This is a genomic window from Bordetella genomosp. 7 (assembly GCF_002261265.1).
In the GTDB taxonomy this organism is placed as follows: domain Bacteria; phylum Pseudomonadota; class Gammaproteobacteria; order Burkholderiales; family Burkholderiaceae_B; genus Bordetella_A.
The window spans coordinates 642,404-663,960 of sequence record NZ_NEVK01000003.1; the positions used below are offsets into that span (position 1 = coordinate 642,404).

Consider the following 21,557-nt stretch of genomic DNA (forward strand, 5'->3'; position numbering starts at 1 on the left):
CTGATGGGCGGCCTGCATGCCGCTCCGGCGCCCAGCGGGGCCAGCGCCGCCGATACCGCTGCGTTTGCCGATTGTCTTGCGCAGTTGCGCGGCCAGGCGCTCCAGCAAGGCGTGTCGGCCGGCACCTATGATGCGCACACGCAGGGCCTGACGCCCGATATGAGCGTCATCGCGTCGCTCGATGCGCAGCCCGAGTTCAAGACCCCCATCTGGGATTACCTGGCGGCGCTTGTCGATGACGAACGCGTTGCCGACGGACGCCAGGCCTTGCAGCAGTGGCGGCCCGAACTGGACCGCGCGCAACAGCAGTTCGGCGTCGATCCGGCTACGGTGGCAGCGGTATGGGGCGTCGAAAGCAATTTCGGCCGGCAGCTGGGCGGTCGGCCGCTGCTGACATCGTTATCGACCTTGTCGTGCTTCGGGCGCCGCCAGGCATATTTCCGGGGCGAATTCTTTTCCACCCTGAAGATCATCCAGCAGGAACATCTCAGCCCGGATCGCCTGAACGGGTCCTGGGCCGGCGCCTTCGGCCAGACGCAATTCATGCCTTCGACCTATCTGCGCCTGGCCATCGATTTCGACGGCGACGGACGTCGCGATCTGGTCGACAGCGTCCCCGATGCGCTGGCGTCCACCGCCAACTTCCTGAAACGAGCCGGGTGGAAGCCCGACCTGCCATGGGGCTTCGAGGTGGTGTTGCCCGCGGGGCTCGATACCAGCGGCGCGGGCCGGCGCAACAAGCGGCCCATGTCGGCGTGGGCGGCCCAGGGCGTGGCGCGCGCCGACGGCCAGCCGCTGCCGGCGGGCGACATGCAGGCGGGCCTGTTGCTGCCCGCCGGCCCCCAAGGGCCGGCCTTCCTGGTCACGCGCAACTTCGACGCCGTGTATTCCTATAACGCCGCCGAAAGCTATGCGTTGGCCATCGTGCACCTGGCCGACCGGCTGCGCGGCGGCGGGCCCTTCGTACGCGCATGGCCCACCGACGACCCCGGTCTTTCGCGCGCCGAGCGGCGCGAATTGCAGTCGCTGCTGATCGCGCGCGGCCACGATATCGGCAAGCCGGACGGCATTATCGGCGCACGGACCCGGGCGGCGCTGCAGGCGGTGCAGCGCGAGGCTGGCCTGCCGGCCGACGGGCGGGCGGGCCAGAAAACCCTGGTGTGGCTGCGCAATAGTCCTGAGACCGCAGCCGCTAAGCCAGCGCCGGCGCCTTGAACACGTAGGCGTCCATAGACAGCACGCCATGAGTGACGCCGCCGTCCAGCACTTGCACTTCGGCGTGCGGCGCGGCGGCTCCGGCGGCGATGAGCAGCGGCAGATAATGCTCTGGCGTGGGATGGGCGCGGCGGGCCTGGGGCGCGGATTGCAGGTAGTTCACCAGGGCATCGCGATCGTGCGCCCGCACGGCTGCGCGCGCCCAGTTCGTGAAATCACGCACATACGCCTCATCCGCGCCACCGCTTTGCCGGAACTCGTACAGGTTATGTGTCAGGCTGCCCGATCCGATGATCAGCACGCCCTCGGCCGACAGCGGCGCCAGGTGGCGGCCCAGTTCGCACGCCGATGCGGGTTCGATCGACGCGGGAAGCGACAGCTGGAGCACGGGCACGTCATGGTCGGGAAACATGTGCAGCAGCGGCACCCAGGCCCCATGGTCCAGTCCGCGCTCCGGATCCAGCCGCACCGGGTAGCCGGACGCGCCCAGCAGGTCGGCGACGCGCGCGGCCAGCGCCGGGTTGCCGGGCGCGGGATACTGCAGCGCATACAGCGCCGCCGGAAAGCCGCCGAAATCATGAATGGTCTGCGGATGAAGCGCGGCGGTAACCGCCAGGTCCCGGGTCATCCAATGCGGCGACACCACCACGATGGCCTGCGGCCTGGGCAGCTGCCGGCCAAGCTCTGCCAGCAGGGGGCCGGCAGCGCCCGGTTCGATTGCGAAAGTTGGTGCGCCGTGCGATACAAAAAGAGTAGGCTGAGCTTGCATGATCGAAGTCCGTGATGTAGGTATGCCGGGATAGGTCCGGCGAGCAATGCCTTACTGTAATTGCGCATTGCTTCGAGATAAACAGCCCATTCGTGGACACATTGTTCCAATTTGGTGGTCAATATGGACCGGTTCGAAGAAATGCGGGTATTCACGGCCGTGGTCGAGGCGGGCAGCTTCGTCAAGGCCGCCGAAGCCTTGCGCATGTCCAAGGCGGGCGTTTCGCGCCATGTCACCGAGCTCGAGACGCGGCTGGGCGTGCGCTTGATGCAACGGACCACGCGCCGCCAGTCCCTGACCGAAGAGGGGCAGTTGTTCTACGAGCGATGCAAGGTGTTGCTGGCCGAAGTCGAAGATGCCGAAACCGAAGTCAACAGCCGCAGCGCCGAGGTAGGCGGCCTGTTGCGCATCAATGCCCCCCTGACGTTCGGCGTATGCCACCTGGCGCCGCTGTGGGCCGAGTTCAAGGCGCACCATCCCAGGCTTGTCCTCGATATCACCCTCTCGGACCGGCTCGTCGATCTGGTCGACGAGGGCTACGACGTGGCGGTGCGGATCTCCCAGTTGCCCGATTCCACGCTTGTGAGCCGCCGCCTGGCGTCCACGCGCATGGTGCTGTGCGCATCGCCCGATTACATCCGCGAGCATGGCATGCCGGAGCATCCCCGCGAGCTGGTGACGCATTCGACTATCGCCTACAGTTACTGGTCCGGCCGAGACGAATGGCGCTTCCATGGCCCCGAGGGCGAGGTCAGCGTCCGCATCCAGCCCATCATGCGCGCCAACAATGGCGACACCTGCGTGGCAGCCGCGCTGGCACGGCTGGGCATCGTTTTCCAGCCTACCTTCCTGGTAGGAGACGCCTTGCGCAAAGGCACGCTGCTGGAGCTGATGCCGCAATATCGCGGCGCCGAGCTCGGCATATACGCCGTATATCCCACCAGGCGGCATGTCCCTCCGCGAGTGCGGGCGGTGCTGGACTTCCTGGCGGCGCACTTTGCCCAGGCGCGCTGGCCCGATTAGCGGCGCGTGCTCAGTGGGGGCGGGCCGCGGCGGGCAGCGCCGCCGCGCGCAGATAGTCGAGCAGCTGCACGGCGTAGGCAGGCAGGTCGTCGGCGCGCAGCACGCACAGAAGCAAGTTGCGCCGCGCCCACGGCGCATCCAGGGGCACCGCCCTGATGCCTGCCTTGCGTGCGCAACGGCGGGCCGCCGCGTCCGGCACAATCCCCACGCCCACGCCGCGCCCCACCAGGTGGCATACGGCATCGAAGCTGCGCAGCCGTATGCGGGTGTTCAGCACAACGCCGGCGCGGCGCGCATGCTGGGCGATGTGGTCCTGCAAGGCGCTGCCTTCGGCAAGGCCGACAAAGTCCAGCCCGGCCAGGTCGGAAAGGGCCACATGGCGGCGCGCCGCCAGGGGATGGCCTCGCGGCGCTACCACCACCAGGGGGTCGGGGCGGAACGGGTAGGCCTGCAAGCCCTGTATATCGGCAGAATCCGCCACGATGCCGATATCAGCGGCTCCCTCGCGCAGCGCGTGTGCGATGTCCGTGCTGGTTTTTTCGTCTACGTCTGCCGAAACCCGGGGGTGCTGCAACAGGAAGCCGCCCAGCAGATCGGGCAGATGTTCACTCAGCGCGGCGGTATTGCACAAGAGCCTGACGTGCCCCTTCAGACCTTGGCCGAACTGGTCGAGGTCGCCGCGCATGCGATCTACATGGGCCAGTACGTTGCGCGCGTGATGCAGCAAAGCGCGGCCCGCGGCCGTGGGGTGCACGCCGTGCCGCTGACGTGTCAGCAGCGGCACGCCCAGATCCTGTTCCATGCCGCGCACCCTTTCACTGGCCGACGCCAGCGTCATGTGGCAACGCTGGGCACCGCCGGTTATGGTGCCGGCTTCGTATATGGCCAGGAACAGCCGCAGGTCGGTCAGGTCGAAGCGCATGCGGCGATGCTAGCACGCCAGTATCAGGTTTAGCCTGAGCCTGGATGCGGCACATCCGCATTGGCAGCCGCATGCCTGCAGGCAAGAATGGCCATCATCCGCCTATTTTCAAACGCGGCGCGGATGGCGCCGCCTACGCCTGTTCCATGAACTTTGCTGATTTTCTGCCGGGCTTCGCGCCCGGACTGCTGGCCGCCGTGGCCGCCGTGTTCTTGCTGGCCGGCATGATCAAGGGAGTGGTGGGCCTGGGCCTACCCACGATTTCCATGGCGTTGTTGGCGCTATTCATGCCCCCGGCCACGGCGGCGGCGCTGCTGGTGGTGCCGTCGCTCATTACCAACCTGTGGCAGGCGGGGCCCGTGCGCAGGCTGGCGCCGCTGCTGCAGCGCATCGGCACTTTGCAACTGGGCGTCTGCGCGGGCACGCTGGCGGGCGCGGCTCTCTTCGGGCCGCCGGCGGGCGCCTGGGGCGCTGCGGCGCTGGGCGCGGCGCTGCTTGCCTATGCAGGCTGGGGGCTGTTCGGCACGCCGCCCGCGCTGCCGGCCCGCGCCGAGCCCTGGCTGGGCCCTTGCGCCGGGCTGCTGACCGGTGTGATCACCGCATTGACCGGGGTGTTCGTGGTGCCCGCCGTGCCTTACCTGCAATCGCTGGGGCTGAACAAAGACGACCTGATCCAGGCCATGGGCGTGTCGTTCACGGTGTCTACAGTGGCGCTGGCCGTCGGCCTGTGGCTCAACGGCAGCTATGGCGCGGGGGCGGCGGGCGTCTCGTTTGCCATGCTGGCGCCGGCGCTGCTGGGCATGGCCGCCGGCCAGCGCCTGCGTCGCGTGCTGTCGCCGCGGATGTTCCGCCTGTGTTTCATGCTCAGCCTGGCTGCGCTGGGCGCCTACCAACTGGCCGAAGGTCTGCTGTCACGCTGAATCGCCGGCGCAGCAGTGGTATCTGCATCGCGAAACCGGCAAACTGGCGGCTTGGGTGTGGCCGGGAGAATCAGCATGAATCAAACGACAGACAGCCGCGCGCGGGTATCGGTGCTGGGCGCGGGACTGATGGGGCATGGCATTGCGCAGGCATTCATGGTGGCGGGGTTTCAGGTGGCCATCTGGGATCCGAACCCCGCCGTGCGCGCCGACGTGCCACGCCGTATTGCCGGTCACCTCGAGCTGCTGGGCCAGAGCCGGCCCGTGGACGTGCGCATCAGCGACACGCTGGAGCAGTGTGTCGAAGACTGCGACCTGGTCGTAGAGGCCGCGCCCGAAAAGCTCGACATCAAGCGCGAACTGGTGCGGGCCATCGACGCCGCCAATCCGCACTGCATCGTTGCCTCGAATACCTCGGTGCTGCGCATCACCGAAATCGCCGCGGGCTCCGCGCTGGCGTCGCGCATCGTAGGCACGCACTGGTGGAACCCGCCGTATCTGATGCCCCTGGTCGAAGTCGTGCATGGCGAACAGACCGACAAGCGCGTCGTACAGCGCGTCATCGCATGGCTGGAGCAGGCCGGCAAGATCCCGGTAGAGGTGTATCGCGACGTGCCGGGGTTTGTGGGCAATCGCATGCAGTTCGCGCTGGTGCGCGAGGCGGCGCACATTGTCGAACAAGGCATCTGCGCGCCCGAAACCGTAGACCTGGTGGCCCGCCTGACTTTCGGGCGCCGGCTGCCCGAGATCGGCCCGCTCAGAAACGCCGATTTCATCGGGCTGGACCTTACCAGCGACATCATGGACTACCTGGCGCCCTCGCTCAGCAATGTTGGGCAGGCGCCGCGCATGTTCCGCGAAAAAGTCGAAGCCGGCAATATCGGCGCCAAGTCCGGGCAGGGCACCTATGCCTGGCAGCCATCCGAGCGCGACGCCACCGAGCGCAGGCTGCTCGAACACCTTATCGCCGTCAGCCGGCAAGAAAAAACCGAGTAGCCGCCTTCCGGCACGGCGGCCGGGCGTTCAGAGATGGGCCTTCAAAGGTATGGCCGGGTCGGCCAGCACCGCCTGGTCGGGAAGCTGGTCTTTTTCCAGCAGCTTGCGCGCGGCAATATGATCGACCGGCGCATTGATCGATTCCACGCAAGCCAGCCTGCCCTGGGCGAAATGCAGTATCGAAAAGCTGCCCGGCTTGGCGCCGGGCCGCGTCACGCATTCGGCGCCCTGGGGGGCCAGGCCGGCCATCTGCAGGCGCAGGCTGCCCAGGTCGGACCAGAACCAGGGCAGGGCGGCGTAGGGCGCCGGCTGCTGTCCCGCCAGCAGCGCCGCGAGCGTGCGCGCCTGGTCGTTGGCATTCTGCACCGATTCCAGGCGCAGGCGCCGGTTCCAGCGGGCATAGGGAAAACTCACGCAATCGCCAATTGCATAGATGTGCGCGGCGGATGTCCGCATATGGCCATCGACGGCGATACCGTTATCGATGGCCAGGCCCGCAGACTGGGCCAGCGCGGTGTCGGGCTCGGCGCCGATGCCGGCCACCAGCAGGTCGGCGGCGTGCGTCTCGCCCTGGCAGATCAGCGCATCCACGCGCTGCTGCTGGCACAGGAACTCGATCGGCCCGCAATTGCGCTGCAAGGTGATGCCGGCCTGCAGCAGCGTGTTTGCGACATGCTCGGAAACATCGGGCGAGACCGCGCGGGCCAGCAGCCGGTCGGCCATCTCGAAGACCGTGACGCGCTTGCCCAGCGCCGCCGCGGTCGCGGCGATCTCCAGGCCGATGAATCCGCCGCCAAGCACGGTGACGGACTTTGCCTCGGCTAACGACACGCGCAGGCGCAGCGCATCGTCGATGGTGCGCAGATAGTGCAGGTTGTCCAACGCCGCGGGCAATCCGGGCAGGCGCCTGGGGCGGGTGCCGGTGGCAAGCACCAGGGCGTCGTAGGGCAGGACCCTGCCATCACTGAGCGTGACCTTGCGGGCCTCGGCATCGATATGTTCGGCGCGCGTGCGCAGGTGCAGGGTCATCCCCTCGTAGGCCGACTCGGGGCGCAGCAACTGGGGCTCGGCCTGGGGGTCTTTGAGGTATCCCTTGGACAGCGGGGGGCGGTGATAAGGCAGATGGGCCTCGGCGCTTACCAGGGTGACGCCGGTTCGAAGCCCGGCCTCGGCGAGGCTGGCACAAAGTTGCGAGGCGGCATGGCCGCCTCCCACGATGACGATACGCTGCATGAGGCCCGCTCACAGTGTGGAAAAAATAATACGCCGTATCTTTAGTCGATACGGACGAATTGTATATCGATGCGACATGTTGCGGTTCCGTCGGCCAAAAAATGCCCGCACAAGGCCGGGTTAACCCTTAATTTCCTTATTAATCAAGGGTTTTCCCGGTCAAGAAAATTATTGCCCGCGGCCTTTTCTCGGTTCATTATTTAAATACGGTCGTATCGTTGTGCAATACGATGATTGATTAGTCATCGAATTCGGATACCTGTTCGATATACAAACTAGGGGGCTTCCATGTCCAGGATTTCTCGTCGTCATATGCTCGGGTTGCTTGGGGCTGGCCTTGCGCTGCCGGTTCTGGTCAAAGCGCAAGACTCGTCGCCCATACGCATAGGCTGCATGTTGCCCCTGTCGGGTAACGGTTCCATCGAAGGCAATCAAGTTTTCAAGGGCGTCAAGTTCGCCGTCGCCGAAGCCAACGCCGCGGGCGGTGTGCTGGGGCGCAAGATCGAACTCGCGGTCGAGGACGACGAAAGCAATACCTCCAAGGGGGTGTTGGCGGTTCGCAAGCTCATTGAGCAGGAAAAGGTGCCTCTCATCATCGGCACTTATGCTTCCGCCGTGGTCGTTGCCAGCATGAAGGTGGCCAAAGAACTCAAGGTGCCCATGCTGACGGGCGGCTCCACCGGCGCGATCGCCACGGACGCCAACACGCCGGGAGATCCCTGGTTCTTCCGCTTCTTTGCCGACAGCACGGGCCAGGGTAACGACACCGCGAACGCGATCGTCCACAAATTCAAGGCCAAGCGCGTCGCCATCCTGCACGACACGACGGGCTACGGCACCGACCTGGCCCAGCAGACCTCCGACGTGGTGAAGGCCGCGGGCGGCGAGATCGTGGCCAAAGAGTCGTACAACATTGGCGACCAGGACTTCTCTACCATCCTGACCCGGATCCGCACCCTCAAGCCCGACGTGGTGTACATCGGCGGCTGGGCGGCGGACGGAGCCACCATCGTGCGCCAGGCCGCGTCGGTGGGCCTGCGTACCCAGTTCGTGGGTTCCGGTTCGATGCTGAGCGACGATTTCATCAAGCTGGCGGGCCCGGCGTCCGAGAACTTCGCGGTCGCCACCGCCTACGAGGCCAGCACGCCCAACAAAGTCGGCCGCGCCTTTGGCGAGCGCTTCCGCAAGGAATACGGCCACGACCCCGGCATGCTCAACGCCCTTGGTTATTACTCGGCAGCCATCGGCATCGAGGCACTGCGCCGCGTGGGCAAGCCCGACGGCGCCGCGATCCAGCAGATGCTGGCCAATGGTATGAAAGACTTCCCAATTGGCCTGGGGCCCGAAGGAACCACGGCGGACTTCAATGAAAAGGGCAGTGTCGACTATCCCTATTTCATTGCGATCATCAAGAACGGCAAACGCGTTCTCGACTATTGATCAATCGAGGCAGAAGCGATCGTGGACCTTCTACTGCAATATCTCGCCAACGGCATCGTCAACGGCAGCAACTATGTGCTGGTGGCTGTCGGGCTGACGCTGGTGTTCGGCATCCTGGGCGTCGTCAACTTTGCCCATGGCGAGTTCTACATGCTGGGCGCCTACACGGGGCTGATCCTGGTTATCAACTATGGCCTGCCGATCTGGGCAGCCCTGGGCGGCGTGCTGGTGGTGGCCATCATTCTGGGGCTGGGCGCCGAAGGGCTGCTGAACAAGATGCTCAAAGAGCGCGACGCAACCAGTTCCATTATTGCGTCGTTCGGCTTGGCGGTAGTGCTGCAGAACTCGGCCCTGATCGGCTTCGGTCCCAGCCCCATGCTGATGCAAACCCAGTACTCCACCATCGGCGTCGAAATAGGGCCCGTCTACCTGCCGCTGCAGCAATTGCTGATTCCGGTGGCCATGGTGGCGCTGATTTCGGTGCTGTACCTGGTGCTGCGCTACACGTGGACGGGGCGCAGCCTGCGCGCCATGGCCCAGCATGCCATGGTGGCCCGGATGTGCGGCGTGCGCGTGCAGCGGGTTGCCGTCATTACCTTCATCGTGTCGGCGCTGCTGGCAGGCATCGCGGGCTTCATGATGTCATCGGTGTACATGGTGTACCCCATCATCGGCAACATGATCGTGCTCAAGGCATTCACGGTCGTCATTCTGGGGGGCATGGGCAATGTGGCCGGCGCGGCCGCGGCTGGCCTGCTGCTGGGTATCGTCGAATCCCTTACCTCGGCCTACCTGGGCAACGGCTTGCGCGACATCGTCGGATTCGTGATCGTCATCGCCGTCCTGCTGCTGCGTCCGCAGGGTCTGTTCGGAAGGACGTTCCAACGCTCATGAAGAAAAATCTCTCCCTCCTCATTCTGGTGCTGCTGCTCGCGGCGGTGCCATTCCTTGTGCAGGGCAGCTATATCGTGTCGCTGCTGCTGCTGATGCTGGTGTACGTGATCCTGACGACCGGGTTGAACCTGGTCACCGGGTTCTGCGGGCAGTTTTCGTTCGCCCAGGGGGCGTTCTTCGGAATCGGCGCCTATACCGCCGGCATCATGTCGCGCGACCTGGGTACCGGCTTCTGGGTGCACCTGCCGGCCGGAATGATCATCACCGGGCTGTGCGGCCTGCTGCTGGGCGTTCCCGCGCTGCGTCTGAAAGGGCACTTCCTGGCTATCGTGACCATCGCCTTCCAGACCATCGTCTATCTGGGGCTGGTGCAGTGGACGTCTTTTACCGGGGGGCAGAATGGCCTGCCGGTGGAACCGGTGGGCGATGTCTCGTTGTTCGGCGCGCACTTGTTCACGATCGACGGCTTGAGGGCCAACTATTGGCTGATTCTGACGGCGACGGTCGTGCTGGTGGCGGTGGCCGAACGGCTGGTGAAGTCGCGGCTGGGGCGCGAATGGGTGGCGGTGCGCGATGACGAGGTTCTGGCCTCGGCCATCGGCCTGAACGCCACCCGTGCCAAGCTGACCGCTTTCGTCGCATCGGCGGCGTTTGCCGGCGCGGCGGGCGTGCTCATGGCCCACTACATGGGCAACATCGCCCCCGACGACTACACCATCTGGATATCCTGCACGATCGTGGCAATGATGATCATCGGCGGCAAAGGCTCGTTCTATGGGCCCATATTGGGCGTGGCGCTCTTGACCCTTCTGCCCGAGATGCTGGGCGACTGGGCCCGCTACCGCATGCTGTTCTTCGGCGTGCTGCTGATATTGGCCATTGCCCTGATGCCCGAAGGCATCGCGGGCCGCGTACGCAAGCTGCGCGCCACCAAGGAGGCCCAGGCATGAGCACTGCTCCCATTCTGGAAGCCCGAGGGATTCATCGCCGGTTCGGCGGCGTGGTGGCGGTCAAGGATGTCAGCCTGTCGGTCGGCGTCGGCGAAATCGTCGGCCTGATCGGGCCCAACGGTTCGGGCAAGTCCACGATGGTCAACCTGATCACGGGCGAGCTCGAAACCAATGGCGGATCGTTCCTGTTCGGCGGGCAGGACGTCACGGCCCTGCCGCCCTACAAGCGGGCACGCCTGGGCATGGCGCGCAGTTTTCAGATGATTCGATTGTTCGGCTCGCTGAGCGTCGAAGAAAACCTGCTGCTCGCGCATCACATCCGCATGCAATCCAGCACTCTGGACACCATCCTGGGACGCGCGCAGGCCGTCCGGGAAGAAGACGCGGTGCGGGCCAAGGCGCGTGAACTGCTGCAGTGGTTCGAGTTGGAACAATTCGCGAAACGGCCGGCGACCGACCTGTCTATCGGGCAGCAACGCATGGTGGAACTTGCGCGCGGGCTCATCAGCATGCCCAAGCTGTTCCTGCTCGATGAACCGGCGGCCGGCCTGTCGCCTCCGAATGTCGACAGGCTGATCAGCATCATCCGCAGGATGCGCGACGAATTCGGCATGAGCATTCTGCTGGTCGAGCACGATATGCGCGTAGTGCGCGAACTGTGCGACCAGGTGGTGGTGCTCGATAGCGGGGTCATGATCGCCCACGGGCACCCGGAGACCGTGGTCAACGACCCGGTCGTGGTCGAGGCTTATATCGGTTCAGGATGGAAGCGCCGTGCTAAAGCTTAACAATATCATCGCGGGCTACGGCCGCACGCGCATATTGCATGGCGTGACGCTGGATGTGCCCAAGGGCGGGCTGGTTGCGCTGCTGGGCGGCAATGGCACGGGTAAATCCACCACCCTGAAAAGCATCGTGGGCCTGGTGTCATTGCAGGAAGGCAACATCGTCTTCGACGGCAAGGACATCGACGACGTCCCGGTCGAGCGCCGCGCCGCCATGGGCCTGTCGCTGGTGCCGCAAGGCAAGGAAGTCTTCGCGGGCATGAGCGTCCAGGAAAACCTGCTGATGGGGGCCTATCACCGCCGCCGCGACAAGGCCGGCATCGCCGAAGACCTCGAAGGTGTTTACCAGCGCTTCAAACGCCTGCGAGAGCGCCGCAATGTGGCGGCCGGCATGCTCTCCGGCGGCGAACGCCAGATGCTGGCCATCGGCCGCTCGCTCATGTCGCGTCCTTCCATGCTGCTGCTGGACGAGCCGTCGGCCGCGCTGGCGCCCAGAGTCGTGGAAGAAATCGCCGAGGCGATTCTCGCCTTGCGCGAACTGGGCCTGACGCTGCTGCTGGTGGAGCAGAACGTCGGGATGGCGCTGGACATCGCGGACTACATCTATGTGATCCGCGGCGGGCGTATCGCTTATGAGCGCGAGGTCGGCGATGGCGTGGCCATGGACGAACTGCGCGAATTCTATCTGGGAGGTAAAGAGCATGTCTGAATCGCGCTTTCAGGGCCGCGTGGCGTTCGTCACCGGAGCGGCCTCGGGATTGGGCAAGGCCAGTGCCTTGAGGCTGGCCCGCGACGGCGCGAAGCTGATGCTGTTCGACCGCGACGCAGCCGGCCTGGAAGCGCTCCGGGCCTCATGCCCCGACGCCGTCACTTACGTGGGCGACGCATCGCTGGCGGCGGACGTGAATGCGGCCGCGGAACTGTCGCGCCAGACTTTCGGCCCCGCCGAGTTTCTCGTGGCCTCGGCGGGCATCAACGGCATTCCCAAGCCCGCCATCGACTACACCGAAGAAGAGTGGGACAGGCTCTTCGATGTCAACGTCAAGGGGGCCTGGCTGGCCGTCAAGGCGCTCGTTCCGCAGATGCGCGAGCTCGGCAAGGGGTCGATCGTGCTGTTCTCATCCACCGCCGGCCTGGGCGGTTCGGGCTTTCTGCCCGCGTACTCGGCTTCCAAGGGCGCCGTGGCGCTGCTGGCGCGCAGCCTGGCGCTGAATCACGCGCGCGAAGGCATCCGGGTCAATTGCGTATGCCCGGGCACCATAGACACTCCCATGGCGCAGGAAATGTTCGTGAAAGCAAGCGAGCTGGGAGGCGCCGCGCCGCCGACGGTCGATGTCATGCGTAACCGCATTCCGATGGGAAGGTTCGGCCAGGCCGACGAGATCGCCGACGCCGTCATGTATTTCCTGAGCGACGCAGCCAGCTACACCACGGGCGTGACAATGCCCGTCGATGGGGGGTTGAAGGCCTGACGGCCTGACGAGCAAGTTGATCCAGCACCAGTCCAGAAAAGGAACCAGGCCATGACCCAAGTCGCGGTTGCAGTCGCGGCTCCCGAGCTCGACATCGATCCTTACGACGATGCCGTGCTCGAGTCGCCGTTTGCCATGTTCGACCAGCTCCGCCAGGCGCCGGCGGTGTATCTCAAGCGCTACGGCGTCTACGCCATCGGGCGTTATCGGCAGGTGCGCGACGCGATGAAAGATTGGGAGACTTTCTCGTCTTCCGGCGGCATCGGCCTGACCGACGTGCGCGAGCCGGACACCTGGCGCGCCCGAAGTCCCATAGGCGACGTGGATCCGCCCGAACATACGCAGGTGCGCACGGTCATACAGCGCATTCTGTCGCCGCAGGTCATCCGTGGCTGGCGCGCGGGGTTCGAAGAAGAGGCCGAGCGGCTGATCGGCGAAATGGTCGAGAGAGAATACGTGGACGGCGTGCAAGACCTGGCGGAAGCCTATGTTTCCACGTCGTTTCCCAAGGCCATGGGTATTCGGCATACGCCTGAGCTGCGCGCGAACTGGTACCTGATGGGCGAGCTCAACTTCGATAGTCAGGGGCCGCGCAATGCCCGCTACCTGGCTACGCAGCAGCGCGCCGACGCGCTCATCAAGGATTGGCAGCAGGCCAGCATGCAGCGCGAAAGCCTGATGCCCGGCGGCTTCGGGATCAAGATCTTCGAGGCGGCCGATGCCGGCCAGATGGCGCCGGAGCTGGCTCCGTTGCTGATCCGTTCTTTCCTGCGCGGCGGCCTGGACACGACGACCGCCATGATTTCCTCGGTGCTGTATTACCTGGCCCGCGATCCTTCCCAGTATGCCCGGCTGCGCGAAGATCCCTCGTTGGCCCGCCCGGCGCTGGACGAAACCATGCGCCTGGAAAGTCCGTCGCAGACGGCCTACCGGCTCACCATGCGCGATGCGGTGGTGGACGGCGTGACGATTCCGGCAAACAAGAAAGTGATGCTGCAACTGGGTGCAGCCAACCGTGATCCGGCCTTCTGGGACCGGCCCGACGAATTCGACATTGCGCGCAACCCCGTGGGCCACCTGGCGCTGGGGCACGGCGTGCATATGTGCGTAGGCCAGATGATCGCCCGCCTGGAAGGCGAATGCGTACTCAATGCCCTGATCAAGCGAGTCGGCAAGTTGAGCCTGGAAGGGCCCACGACGCAGCGGCTGAATAACGCCCTGCGCAGTCTGAAAACCCTGCCGCTGCGCCTGCAGGCCTGAGGCGGGGCGCACTTACGGAGCAAGCATGGCCACGATGCGGCGGTTCGAGGGAAAGACCATTATCGTCACGGGTGCGGCGCGCGGTATCGGCGCGGCGACCGCCCGGCGGTTTGCCGACGAAGGGGCATCGGTGCTGTGGGTCGATGTGTTGCCCGAAGTCGTTGAAACCGCCCATTCTGCGGGCGGCGAGGGGCTGGCGGTAGACGTCGCCGCGCCGGAAGCGGGGCAGCTTATCGTCGCCGCCGCGCTCGAGGCGTTCGGGCGCATCGATGTGCTGGTCAATAATGCCGGCGTCGGAGGATCCCGGCGGCTGGAAGATTCTGACGACGCACTGCTCGCGCGCATCGTCGACATCAACCTGGTGTCGCTCATGCGCATCACGCGGGCCGTGCTGCCGCACCTGCCCAGGCCGGGCGGCAGCATCGTCAACCTGTCATCGATCTTCGGCCTGGTGGGGTACCCCGGCACCACCGCCTACGCTGTGGCCAAGGCCGGAGTGACCCAGTTCACGCAGCAACTGACCAGCGAGGTCGCTCACCAGGGAATCCGGGTCAACGCCATTGCCCCGGGCGTCGTGGTGACGCCGATGACCGAAGCGCATCTGCAGAATCCCAACTACGTCAAGCTGATGGTGTCTTCCACTCCGATGGCCCGCGTCTGCCAGCCCGAAGAGCAGGCCGCGGCGATTGCGTTCCTGGCCTCGGACGATGCTTCGTTTGTGTGCGGCGTGACCTTGCCCGTCGACGGCGGCTATTTGTCCGCCCGATACATTCCCAACTACTGATTCACGAGCGGCGTGTCGCATGCGCCAGGAGTACCAATGATGAAACATGACATGAGTGTCAAATGGCCCGGCGGAGCGCGTTGCGCCGTCATGCTGACCTTTGATTTCGACGCGGAAACCCTGTGGACGTCGCGCGACCCGGCCAACGCCAGGCGGCCGGGCATAGTCAGCCAGGGCGCCTACGGCGCCAAGGTGGGTGTGCCCAAGATCTGCGAGCTGCTCCATGAAGAAGAGGTCAAGGCCTCGTTCTACGTGCCGGGCTGGACTGCCGAACACCACACCGACAAGGTCGAGCTGATCCTGAAGGGCGGCCATGAGGTCGGCCACCATAGCTATTCGCATCGCTGGTCCGACGGCGACGACGATGCCGAGATCGAAGAAATGGAAAAGGGGCTGGAGGCGCTCAAGCGCACGGTGGGCGTGGTGCCCAAAGGCTATCGCTCGCCGGCGGGCGAGGTCAGCCCCTTGCTGTTCGAGCTGCTCAAGAAGCACGGCTTTCTGTATGACACGTCGCTGATGGACGATATCAATCCGTATCGCCACACAATGCCGGACGGCAGCAAGGGCGTCGTCGAGCTTCCGTGGCACTGGAGCCTGGACGACGCGCCGTATGCGCTGTTCTCGATCAAGAACCCCCGCACCATCTGCTCGAACGCCCATATGGCCGATATCTTCAAGGCCGAGTTCCGCGAAATATACCGGTGGGGCGGGCTGTACGACCTGGTGATGCATCCGCAGGTCACGGGGCGGCCGGGCCGCATTGCGCTGCTGCGCGAAATGATCCAGTACATCAAGACCTTCCCGGGCGTGTGGTTCGCCACCGGGGCGGAAGTCGCCCAGGCCTGGATCGATCTCAACGAGAATAGCCAGTAAGAGTTGATAATGACTGACGCCATCGCCGACACCCCCAGGCAGGCTCCCGAACTGACCCTCGACCCCTACGCCGAAGACGTGCTGCACTCGCCCTATGCGATGCACGCGGCCATGCGGCAGGCCGGGCCGGTGGCCTTCCTGCCCAAGTACGACATGTACGTCATGGGTCGCCATCGCGACGTGCACCCCGCCCTCAAAGACTGGAAGACCTATTCGTCCACCGGCGGCTCGGGCGTGGCCGACATCCGCAAGCCCGGCAATTGGCGGCCCGCCAGTGCCATCGTCGAGGTCGATCCGCCACGGCACACCTACGTGCGCTCGGCCATGCAGAAAGCGATGTCGCCCCAGCTGATCCGTTCTTGGCGCGAGACCTTCGCCAAAGAAGCGGAGCGCCTGGTCGACGAGCTGCTGCAGCGCGAATACGTAGATGGGGTCTACGATCTGGCCGAGCAGTATATTTCCACGACCTTTCCGCCGGCCCTGGGCCTGGAAGTCACGCCGGAAACCCGCGACAACCTGTTCCTGCTCGGGGCGCTCAATTTCGACGCGCAAGGCCCCAAGAACGACCGCTACGAAGCGACGCAGAAGCGCGCCGACGCAATCATGCCGTGGCACGACGCCATGATGCGACGCGAGAACCTGCTGCCGGGCGGTTTCGGCGACCGCCTGTACCAGGCCGTCGACGCGGGCGAACTCGAACCCGAACTCGCGCCGTTGCTGGTGCGGTCATTCTTGCGCGGCGGGCTGGACACCACCAGCAGCGCCATTTCGGCCGCGCTGTGGTACCTGGCCATGAATCCGTCGCAGTATGCGCTGTTGCGCGACGACCCCGGCCAGGCACGGCCCGCCCTGGAAGAGGCCATGCGGCTCGAAACCCCCATCCAGACGGTCGGGCGCCTGACGATGTGCGATGTCATCGTGGACGGCACACGCATTCCCGCCGACAGGAAGGTCATGATGTTCCTGGCGTCGGCAAACCGAGATCCCGATTTCTGGGACCGCCCGGATGACTACGACATGACGCGTTCCCGCCTGGGGCACGTCGCCCTTGGCAACGGTATTCACATGTGCATCGGCCAGATGATCGCGCGCCTGGAAGGCGAATGCATCCTGACGGCCATTGCCCAGCGCGTGCGCGAAATCAGTCTCGAAGGGGAGCCCGTGCGCCGCATCAACAATGTGTTGCGCAGCCTCAAGCATCTGCCCTTGCGTTTGAAGGCTGCCTGACCTCTCTACAGGAAAATTCTTCATGCCGAAAATAATCTTCATCGATGCCCAGGCGTCCAGCACCCAGGTCGAGGCGGCCAGCGGCGAGAGTGTGATGCTCGCTGCGCTGGGCGCTCATGTAAAAGGAATCCTGGGCGAATGCGGCGGCTCGTTGGCCTGTGCCACCTGCCACGTTTATGTAGACGAGGCCTGGCTGGATAAACTGCCTTCCGTATCCGACCTGGAAAACGAAATGCTCGACGCGACCGTCTGCGAGCGCCGCCCGAACAGTCGCTTGTGCTGCCAGATCGAAATGTCGAACGCGCTGGATGGCCTGACGGTCCGCTTGCCCGACGCGCAGATATGACGCTTCGACGCATCTGGCCGGCGCAGGCCCATTCAGCAGGAATGAACCATGAGCATCAAACACCGCTTCCCTCCTATCGATGACCGCCTGCTGCTGCAATCCGTATCCCGGACGCTGGACGTCCTGGAGGCCTTCGCCGAGAAGCCGGACGCTAAATCCCTGAGCGAGATCGCGGCGGCGGCGGGTATCAATAAGAGTGCCGCGCAGCGCATCAGCCAGACCTTGCTCAATCGGGGCTATCTCGAGCAGACCGAGCGCGGGGGCCTGATGCTGGGTCGTTTGTTGCTGGATAGGGCGTTCGATTACCTGCGATCCAATCCGCTGATCGAAAAGGCGGCGCCGATTCTCAGCGACTTGCGCACCACCACCGGCGAGCGCGTGGATCTGAGCCTGTTCGATGCCGAGCACGACAACCTGACCATCGTGTATGCCGCGCGCATGCAGAGCAAGCGCGAACGTTTCTACGCGACCTTGCCCGGAAGGCGCATGCCGACGTGCGTGGCAACGGGAGGGCGGGCCTGCATGGCCGCGTTGCCCGACGAGGTCGTCGAACAGATCATCGCCGACTCCGAACTGACGCTGATTACGCCCAAGACCCGGATAGATCGTGAATACATCTGGGAAAAAGTGCACGCCGCGCGCCGCGATGGCTATTCCTCTCAAGAAGAAGAAACGCTGTTGGGCGAAGTCGTGCTGGCCGCCGCTATCCGCGACCACGACGGCGTACCGGTGGGCGCCATTCATATCGCCGGGTCGCTCAGCGACTGGAACGCCGACGTGTTCTGCAAACGCTTCAGTCCACTGGCCATCGAGGCCGCTCGCGCCCTGAGCCAGTGGAATCCGCATCAATGAGCCAGCTACATTAAGGACAATCATGACGGAAAACGAGTACCAGGACCTGGATGGACTGGCCCTGGCGGACCTGCTCCAGAAAAAGGCGGTGTCGTCGCCGGAACTGATGGAGCATGCGGTCGCCTTGTCGCGTACGCGCGGCGCGGCGCTCAATGCCATTCGCTACGAGAAGTACGACGATGCGCTGCAATGGGCCCGGCAGTGGCGGCATCAAGGGCAGTTCCAGGGTATTCCTTTCTTGCTCAAGGACTCCAGCCTGGCGTCCGTGCGCTTGCCCATGAGCCTGGGGTCGAATCTGTTCACCGACACGTCGTTCACTTTCGACGCCACCCTGACGCAACGCTTCGAGGCCGCGGGGCTGATTCCCTTTGCGCGGACGTCGGTGCCCGAGTTCTGCATGGCGCCCACCACCGAGGCCGTGGCCAATGGCGCGGTAACGCTCAACCCCTGGGACGAAACACGTTCGGCCGGCGGCTCCAGCGGCGGGGCCGCCGCGGCGGTTGCCGCGCGCGTGGTGCCGCTCGCCCATGGCAGCGATGGCGGCGGGTCCATTCGCATCCCGGCATCGTGCTGCGGGTTGTACGGGTTCAAGGCAACACGAGGCCGCGTGCCGACCGGGCCGACCAAGGGCGAGATCTGGGGCGGAATGGGCACGGACGGTGTGCTGAGCCGCAGCGTGCGAGACACGGCCGCCGCCATGGACGCAATATGCGGCCGGGAAGCGGGCGCGCCCTATGACTCGGCGCCGCCGAACGCATCATTCATGTCGGCCGTCACCGAAGCCCGGCGCGCTCCGCTGCGCATCGCGGTCTGGACGTCGGCCTGGGACGGCATCCCGCTGGCGCCCGAGTGCCTGGATGCAGTCCGCTACGCGGCGAGCCTGTGCAAAGACATGGGCCACGAGATCATCGAGGCCGCGCCGCCGCCCCTGGACTACCAGCAGTTCTTCCAGTCGCACTTGCAGGTCCTGGAGGCGAACATCGTCGCCTCGGTGCATGCCCGGCTGGCGGGCCTGAAGCGCTCGCTGCGCGATGACGACCTCGAGCCGGCGATGCGCGACGGCTATGAACAGGGCTTGCGCCTGACCGCCGAAGACTATGTCAACGCGATCAACACGTTTCACCACGTGGGTCGCGTGTTGCAGACGGACATCGCCCGCTTCGACCTGATCCTTACCCCCATGCTGGCGCAACCGCCCGCGCCCCTGGGGTACCTGGCCATGCAAGGGCCGTTCCGCGAGTTCCGCTACAAGGTGGCTCAGTACGCGGTTTTCTCGGCCATCATGAACGCGTCGGGCCAGCCGGCCGCGAGCGTGCCGGTGTACTGGACCGAAGCCGGGTTGCCTATCGGCGTGCAGATCATGGGGCAGTTCGGGCGGGACGACCTGGTGCTGCGGCTGTCGGCCGAGCTCGAGCGCGCCGCGCCGTGGGCCGGCCGCATCCCGGCACGCTTCAAACAGGCGGCATGACGGCTGCGACCGGCCCGTTCTTGCGCCAGGTGTCAGGCACCCTGCGGGAGCCTGACACCGCCGTGCCCAAGTCCCAGATACCAGAGACACCAGGCGCCCAGCTCCCGCAGGGCGCCTGACACCGCCATGCGCAAGTTCGAGACACCAGGTGTCTGGCTCCCGCAGGGCGCCTGACACCGCTATGCGCAAGTTCGAGACACCAGGTGTCTGGCTCCCGCAGGGTGCCTGACACCGCAATGGTTTCCGACGCACGTCGCGTTCAACGATGGAATCCGTGCGAGCGCATGACCTGGGCGACTTTCGGCCCTTTCAGATAGAACAGAAACGACCTTGCGGCCATATTGTCTGCGCCGGAACGCAGCAGTACCGCGTCCAGCCGCAGGGGGTCGTACAGCGAGGTCGGCACGATCCACGCCGACCCGTGCTCGATACGGCTGTTTTTATACACATACGAAAGCGATACGAACCCCAGCTCCGTGTTTTCGCCGGATACGAAACGACGCGTGTCGGACACGCCGTGCCTTTCCACCAGCTTGCCCGCGATCGACTCGCGCAGCCCCAGCCTTTCGAGCACTTGCAAGGCCGAGCGACCATAAGGCTGCACATCGGGGCTCAGGATAGACAGGCGCTTGAACTGGTTGGACTTCAAGACTTCGCCCTGCGGGTCGACATAACCTTTGTGCGGCGACCATAGCGCCAGCACGCGCGTCGCATAGGTATAGCGGGTGCCGGGCACGGCCTTGCGTGTTGCCTCCAGGCGCGCGGGCAGCACGTCGTTGCCGGCCACTAGCACATCGTAGCGGGCGCCTTGTTCGATCTCGACGTACAGCTTGCTGGTGGGCGCCACGGTAAGGCGGACTTCATTGCCCGTCTTGCGCTGGAATTCTTCGGCGACCATGCGGATGGGCGCCGCGACACCGGAGGCCACGGCCACCCGGACTTCGCCAGCGTGCGCAGTCATGCCAAAGATGCTGGCAAGCATGGCGGCAATCAAATATTTGAGGCATGCGCTCATAGGGCGCGATTTGACCATATTCCGGCATCCATGCACATCCCGCCCGGCCAGGCCAATCCTGCGGGAAACGGCCATAACGGTGCGCTATTGGGCCGAATCGGGCGGGCGACAAAAGCGTCAAATCTTTTTTCGCGCTACTGACCCCTCACTCTTGGAGCATCTCATGAACGAACAGACGTCCGCGCCCGTGCCCATGCGCTGGCCCAGCGATTTTCCGGCCAAGCACTGAGCCGTTGCACGCGCGGCGCGTGCGCGTAGGATTTACACGCGCCGGGCAACAAAGGGGCATGCTGCCGCGAAATTCGGTGGATTCCGGGGCAGGCATGCGGTTTGCGCGGGGGCGCGGGTCTTCAGGCCCACCCGCGAGATGCCGTCATGCCCGATCGTACCGATCCGCCCCGCCGCCTGTTCCTGAAACGCACCATTGCCCTGGTGCCCGCCAGCGCGCTGGCCACTAGCGCCGCGCCGGCCGCCGCCGAAAGCCGCCACCCTGAACCGGCGCCCAAGGCGTCCCCCGCCAGTTCGCCAGCCTCGCACTATCAACCCCGATACTTCAGCGCCAGCGAATGGAAGTTCATCCACGCCGCATGCGACAGGTTGATCCCCGAGGACGATATCGGCCCAGGCGCGCTCAGCCTGCGCGTTCCCGAGTTCATCGACCGCGAACTCGAGGGCGGATTCGGGCATGCGGCGCGATGGTATATGCAGGGACCGTTCCGGGAAGACGCCCCGCCGGAGCTGGGCTACCAGTCGCGCCAGACGCCTCGCGAAGTCTATCGGCGCGCCATCGCCGCCATTGACGCCGAGTGCGAGCGTCGCTATGGCCGGCCCTTCGCGCAACTGGATGGGGGCGCGCAGGACCAGGTGCTCGACGCCTGTTCCACCAACCGGTTCGGGCCTGGGCAAGAGCGGCTGGACCGCTTCTTCAGTTTTCTTTGGCAGAACGTAAAAGAAGGCTATTTCGCCGATCCCATCCATGGCGGCAACCACGGGATGGGCAGCTGGCAGATGATGGGCTTTACCGGCGCGCGCGCCAGTTACCTCGAATGGGCCGAGCGGCACAACCAGCCGTATCCGCTGGGGCCGGTCAGCATCACCGGGCAGCGGCTCTGA

General features: G+C 65.1%; 22 protein-coding genes. 18 read left to right on the forward strand and 4 right to left on the reverse strand.

What is annotated here, in order from left to right:
- Window positions 1-3 precede the first annotated feature (3 nt).
- Window positions 4-1,215: a lytic murein transglycosylase gene (locus CAL19_RS05400; RefSeq protein WP_249276267.1), complete on the forward strand. Its 1,212-nt coding sequence runs from the start codon at window positions 4-6 to the stop codon at window positions 1,213-1,215.
- Here CAL19_RS05400 and CAL19_RS05405 read toward each other — a convergent pair.
- Window positions 1,193-1,984: a dioxygenase family protein gene (locus tag CAL19_RS05405; RefSeq protein ID WP_094796203.1), complete on the reverse strand. Its 792-nt coding sequence runs from the start codon at window positions 1,982-1,984 to the stop codon at window positions 1,193-1,195. The two genes, CAL19_RS05400 and CAL19_RS05405, sit on opposite strands and share 23 nt — an antisense overlap.
- 123 nt (window positions 1,985-2,107) lie before the next feature.
- Between CAL19_RS05405 and CAL19_RS05410 the strand changes: the two genes are divergently transcribed.
- Window positions 2,108-3,007 (forward strand): LysR family transcriptional regulator, encoded by a 900-nt coding sequence (locus CAL19_RS05410; RefSeq protein ID WP_094796204.1) that lies wholly within the window; start codon window positions 2,108-2,110, stop codon window positions 3,005-3,007.
- Window positions 3,008-3,017: 10 nt separating this feature from the next.
- Here CAL19_RS05410 and CAL19_RS05415 read toward each other — a convergent pair whose 3' ends face one another.
- Window positions 3,018-3,929 carry a LysR family transcriptional regulator gene (locus CAL19_RS05415; protein ID WP_094796205.1) on the reverse strand — a complete coding sequence of 304 codons (912 nt, stop codon included), beginning with the start codon at window positions 3,927-3,929 and terminating at the stop codon, window positions 3,018-3,020.
- Between the two features lie 146 nt (window positions 3,930-4,075).
- Here CAL19_RS05415 and CAL19_RS05420 point away from each other — a divergent pair, with 146 nt between their 5' ends.
- On the forward strand, window positions 4,076-4,849 hold the full coding sequence (locus CAL19_RS05420; protein ID WP_026640478.1) for a sulfite exporter TauE/SafE family protein: 774 nt from the start codon (window positions 4,076-4,078) through the stop codon (window positions 4,847-4,849).
- A 75-nt stretch (window positions 4,850-4,924) separates the two neighbouring features.
- Entirely contained in the window at window positions 4,925-5,845 is a 921-nt protein-coding gene (locus CAL19_RS05425) for a 3-hydroxyacyl-CoA dehydrogenase family protein (protein WP_094796206.1), read from the forward strand.
- 27 nt (window positions 5,846-5,872) lie between these two features.
- On the opposite strand, the gene CAL19_RS05430 is transcribed toward CAL19_RS05425, so the two are convergent.
- Window positions 5,873-7,078: an NAD(P)/FAD-dependent oxidoreductase gene (locus tag CAL19_RS05430; protein WP_094796207.1), complete on the reverse strand. Its 1,206-nt coding sequence runs from the start codon at window positions 7,076-7,078 to the stop codon at window positions 5,873-5,875.
- 288 nt (window positions 7,079-7,366) lie between these two features.
- Here CAL19_RS05430 and CAL19_RS05435 point away from each other — a divergent pair, with 288 nt between their 5' ends.
- From CAL19_RS05435 to CAL19_RS05495, 13 genes are read left to right on the forward strand one after another with little or no spacing between them, the layout of a single operon-like run.
- Entirely contained in the window at window positions 7,367-8,518 is a 1,152-nt protein-coding gene (locus CAL19_RS05435; protein WP_026640481.1) for an ABC transporter substrate-binding protein, read from the forward strand.
- A gap of 21 nt (window positions 8,519-8,539) precedes the next feature.
- Entirely contained in the window at window positions 8,540-9,412 is an 873-nt protein-coding gene (locus tag CAL19_RS05440) for a branched-chain amino acid ABC transporter permease (protein ID WP_026640482.1), read from the forward strand.
- Window positions 9,409-10,362 (forward strand): branched-chain amino acid ABC transporter permease, encoded by a 954-nt coding sequence (locus tag CAL19_RS05445; protein ID WP_094796208.1) that lies wholly within the window; start codon window positions 9,409-9,411, stop codon window positions 10,360-10,362. Before CAL19_RS05440 ends, CAL19_RS05445 begins: the two co-directional genes overlap by 4 nt.
- Window positions 10,359-11,150 carry an ABC transporter ATP-binding protein gene (locus tag CAL19_RS05450; protein WP_026640484.1) on the forward strand — a complete coding sequence of 264 codons (792 nt, stop codon included), beginning with the start codon at window positions 10,359-10,361 and terminating at the stop codon, window positions 11,148-11,150. Before CAL19_RS05445 ends, CAL19_RS05450 begins: the two co-directional genes overlap by 4 nt.
- Complete coding sequence (locus tag CAL19_RS05455; protein ID WP_026640485.1) at window positions 11,137-11,856, forward strand: ABC transporter ATP-binding protein; 720 nt, start codon at window positions 11,137-11,139, stop codon at window positions 11,854-11,856. Before CAL19_RS05450 ends, CAL19_RS05455 begins: the two co-directional genes overlap by 14 nt.
- Window positions 11,849-12,619 carry an SDR family NAD(P)-dependent oxidoreductase gene (locus tag CAL19_RS05460; protein WP_026640486.1) on the forward strand — a complete coding sequence of 257 codons (771 nt, stop codon included), beginning with the start codon at window positions 11,849-11,851 and terminating at the stop codon, window positions 12,617-12,619. The genes CAL19_RS05455 and CAL19_RS05460 overlap by 8 nt, the downstream gene beginning before the upstream one ends.
- 51 nt (window positions 12,620-12,670) lie before the next feature.
- On the forward strand, window positions 12,671-13,879 hold the full coding sequence (locus CAL19_RS05465; protein ID WP_094796209.1) for a cytochrome P450: 1,209 nt from the start codon (window positions 12,671-12,673) through the stop codon (window positions 13,877-13,879).
- Between the two features lie 25 nt (window positions 13,880-13,904).
- A complete protein-coding gene (locus tag CAL19_RS05470; RefSeq protein WP_051423833.1) occupies window positions 13,905-14,663 on the forward strand; it encodes an SDR family NAD(P)-dependent oxidoreductase in 759 nt (252 codons plus the stop codon).
- Window positions 14,664-14,714: 51 nt separating this feature from the next.
- Window positions 14,715-15,536: a polysaccharide deacetylase family protein gene (locus tag CAL19_RS05475; RefSeq protein ID WP_231494592.1), complete on the forward strand. Its 822-nt coding sequence runs from the start codon at window positions 14,715-14,717 to the stop codon at window positions 15,534-15,536.
- A 9-nt stretch (window positions 15,537-15,545) separates the two neighbouring features.
- The gene (locus CAL19_RS05480; protein ID WP_094796210.1) at window positions 15,546-16,763 is read left to right on the forward strand and encodes a cytochrome P450; all 1,218 of its coding nucleotides are present in this window, start codon (window positions 15,546-15,548) and stop codon (window positions 16,761-16,763) included.
- A 22-nt stretch (window positions 16,764-16,785) separates the two neighbouring features.
- Window positions 16,786-17,109, forward strand: coding sequence for a 2Fe-2S iron-sulfur cluster-binding protein (locus CAL19_RS05485; protein WP_026640491.1), 324 nt, complete (start codon window positions 16,786-16,788; stop codon window positions 17,107-17,109).
- A gap of 48 nt (window positions 17,110-17,157) precedes the next feature.
- Window positions 17,158-17,961: an IclR family transcriptional regulator gene (locus tag CAL19_RS05490; protein WP_026640492.1), complete on the forward strand. Its 804-nt coding sequence runs from the start codon at window positions 17,158-17,160 to the stop codon at window positions 17,959-17,961.
- 22 nt (window positions 17,962-17,983) lie between these two features.
- Window positions 17,984-19,429: an amidase gene (locus tag CAL19_RS05495; protein WP_094796211.1), complete on the forward strand. Its 1,446-nt coding sequence runs from the start codon at window positions 17,984-17,986 to the stop codon at window positions 19,427-19,429.
- Between the two features lie 259 nt (window positions 19,430-19,688).
- Here the strand turns inward: CAL19_RS05495 and modA are convergent, their stop codons facing one another.
- A complete protein-coding gene (gene modA / locus CAL19_RS05500; protein ID WP_231494593.1) occupies window positions 19,689-20,390 on the reverse strand; it encodes a molybdate ABC transporter substrate-binding protein in 702 nt (233 codons plus the stop codon).
- A gap of 429 nt (window positions 20,391-20,819) precedes the next feature.
- On the opposite strand from modA, the gene CAL19_RS05505 reads away from it, so the two are divergent.
- Window positions 20,820-21,557 (forward strand): gluconate 2-dehydrogenase subunit 3 family protein, encoded by a 738-nt coding sequence (locus CAL19_RS05505; RefSeq protein WP_026640495.1) that lies wholly within the window; start codon window positions 20,820-20,822, stop codon window positions 21,555-21,557.

What these genes read in the sequence shown, in the direction of transcription:
- CAL19_RS05405 (WP_094796203.1), bottom strand. Translation starts at nt 1,984, where the DNA reads ATGCAAGCTCAGCCTACTCTTTTTGTATCGCACGGCGCACCAACTTTC.
- CAL19_RS05505 (WP_026640495.1), top strand. Translation starts at nt 20,820, where the DNA reads ATGCCCGATCGTACCGATCCGCCCCGCCGCCTGTTCCTGAAACGCACC.
- CAL19_RS05450 (WP_026640484.1), top strand. Translation starts at nt 10,359, where the DNA reads ATGAGCACTGCTCCCATTCTGGAAGCCCGAGGGATTCATCGCCGGTTC.
- CAL19_RS05485 (WP_026640491.1), top strand. Translation starts at nt 16,786, where the DNA reads ATGCCGAAAATAATCTTCATCGATGCCCAGGCGTCCAGCACCCAGGTC.
- CAL19_RS05420 (WP_026640478.1), top strand. Translation starts at nt 4,076, where the DNA reads ATGAACTTTGCTGATTTTCTGCCGGGCTTCGCGCCCGGACTGCTGGCC.
- CAL19_RS05415 (WP_094796205.1), bottom strand. Translation starts at nt 3,929, where the DNA reads ATGCGCTTCGACCTGACCGACCTGCGGCTGTTCCTGGCCATATACGAA.
- CAL19_RS05435 (WP_026640481.1), top strand. Translation starts at nt 7,367, where the DNA reads ATGTCCAGGATTTCTCGTCGTCATATGCTCGGGTTGCTTGGGGCTGGC.
- CAL19_RS05445 (WP_094796208.1), top strand. Translation starts at nt 9,409, where the DNA reads ATGAAGAAAAATCTCTCCCTCCTCATTCTGGTGCTGCTGCTCGCGGCG.
- CAL19_RS05490 (WP_026640492.1), top strand. Translation starts at nt 17,158, where the DNA reads ATGAGCATCAAACACCGCTTCCCTCCTATCGATGACCGCCTGCTGCTG.
- CAL19_RS05465 (WP_094796209.1), top strand. Translation starts at nt 12,671, where the DNA reads ATGACCCAAGTCGCGGTTGCAGTCGCGGCTCCCGAGCTCGACATCGAT.
- CAL19_RS05475 (WP_231494592.1), top strand. Translation starts at nt 14,715, where the DNA reads ATGAGTGTCAAATGGCCCGGCGGAGCGCGTTGCGCCGTCATGCTGACC.
- modA (WP_231494593.1), bottom strand. Translation starts at nt 20,390, where the DNA reads ATGACTGCGCACGCTGGCGAAGTCCGGGTGGCCGTGGCCTCCGGTGTC.
- CAL19_RS05410 (WP_094796204.1), top strand. Translation starts at nt 2,108, where the DNA reads ATGGACCGGTTCGAAGAAATGCGGGTATTCACGGCCGTGGTCGAGGCG.
- CAL19_RS05495 (WP_094796211.1), top strand. Translation starts at nt 17,984, where the DNA reads ATGACGGAAAACGAGTACCAGGACCTGGATGGACTGGCCCTGGCGGAC.
- CAL19_RS05425 (WP_094796206.1), top strand. Translation starts at nt 4,925, where the DNA reads ATGAATCAAACGACAGACAGCCGCGCGCGGGTATCGGTGCTGGGCGCG.
- CAL19_RS05430 (WP_094796207.1), bottom strand. Translation starts at nt 7,078, where the DNA reads ATGCAGCGTATCGTCATCGTGGGAGGCGGCCATGCCGCCTCGCAACTT.
- CAL19_RS05470 (WP_051423833.1), top strand. Translation starts at nt 13,905, where the DNA reads ATGGCCACGATGCGGCGGTTCGAGGGAAAGACCATTATCGTCACGGGT.
- CAL19_RS05400 (WP_249276267.1), top strand. Translation starts at nt 4, where the DNA reads ATGGGCGGCCTGCATGCCGCTCCGGCGCCCAGCGGGGCCAGCGCCGCC.
- CAL19_RS05460 (WP_026640486.1), top strand. Translation starts at nt 11,849, where the DNA reads ATGTCTGAATCGCGCTTTCAGGGCCGCGTGGCGTTCGTCACCGGAGCG.
- CAL19_RS05480 (WP_094796210.1), top strand. Translation starts at nt 15,546, where the DNA reads ATGACTGACGCCATCGCCGACACCCCCAGGCAGGCTCCCGAACTGACC.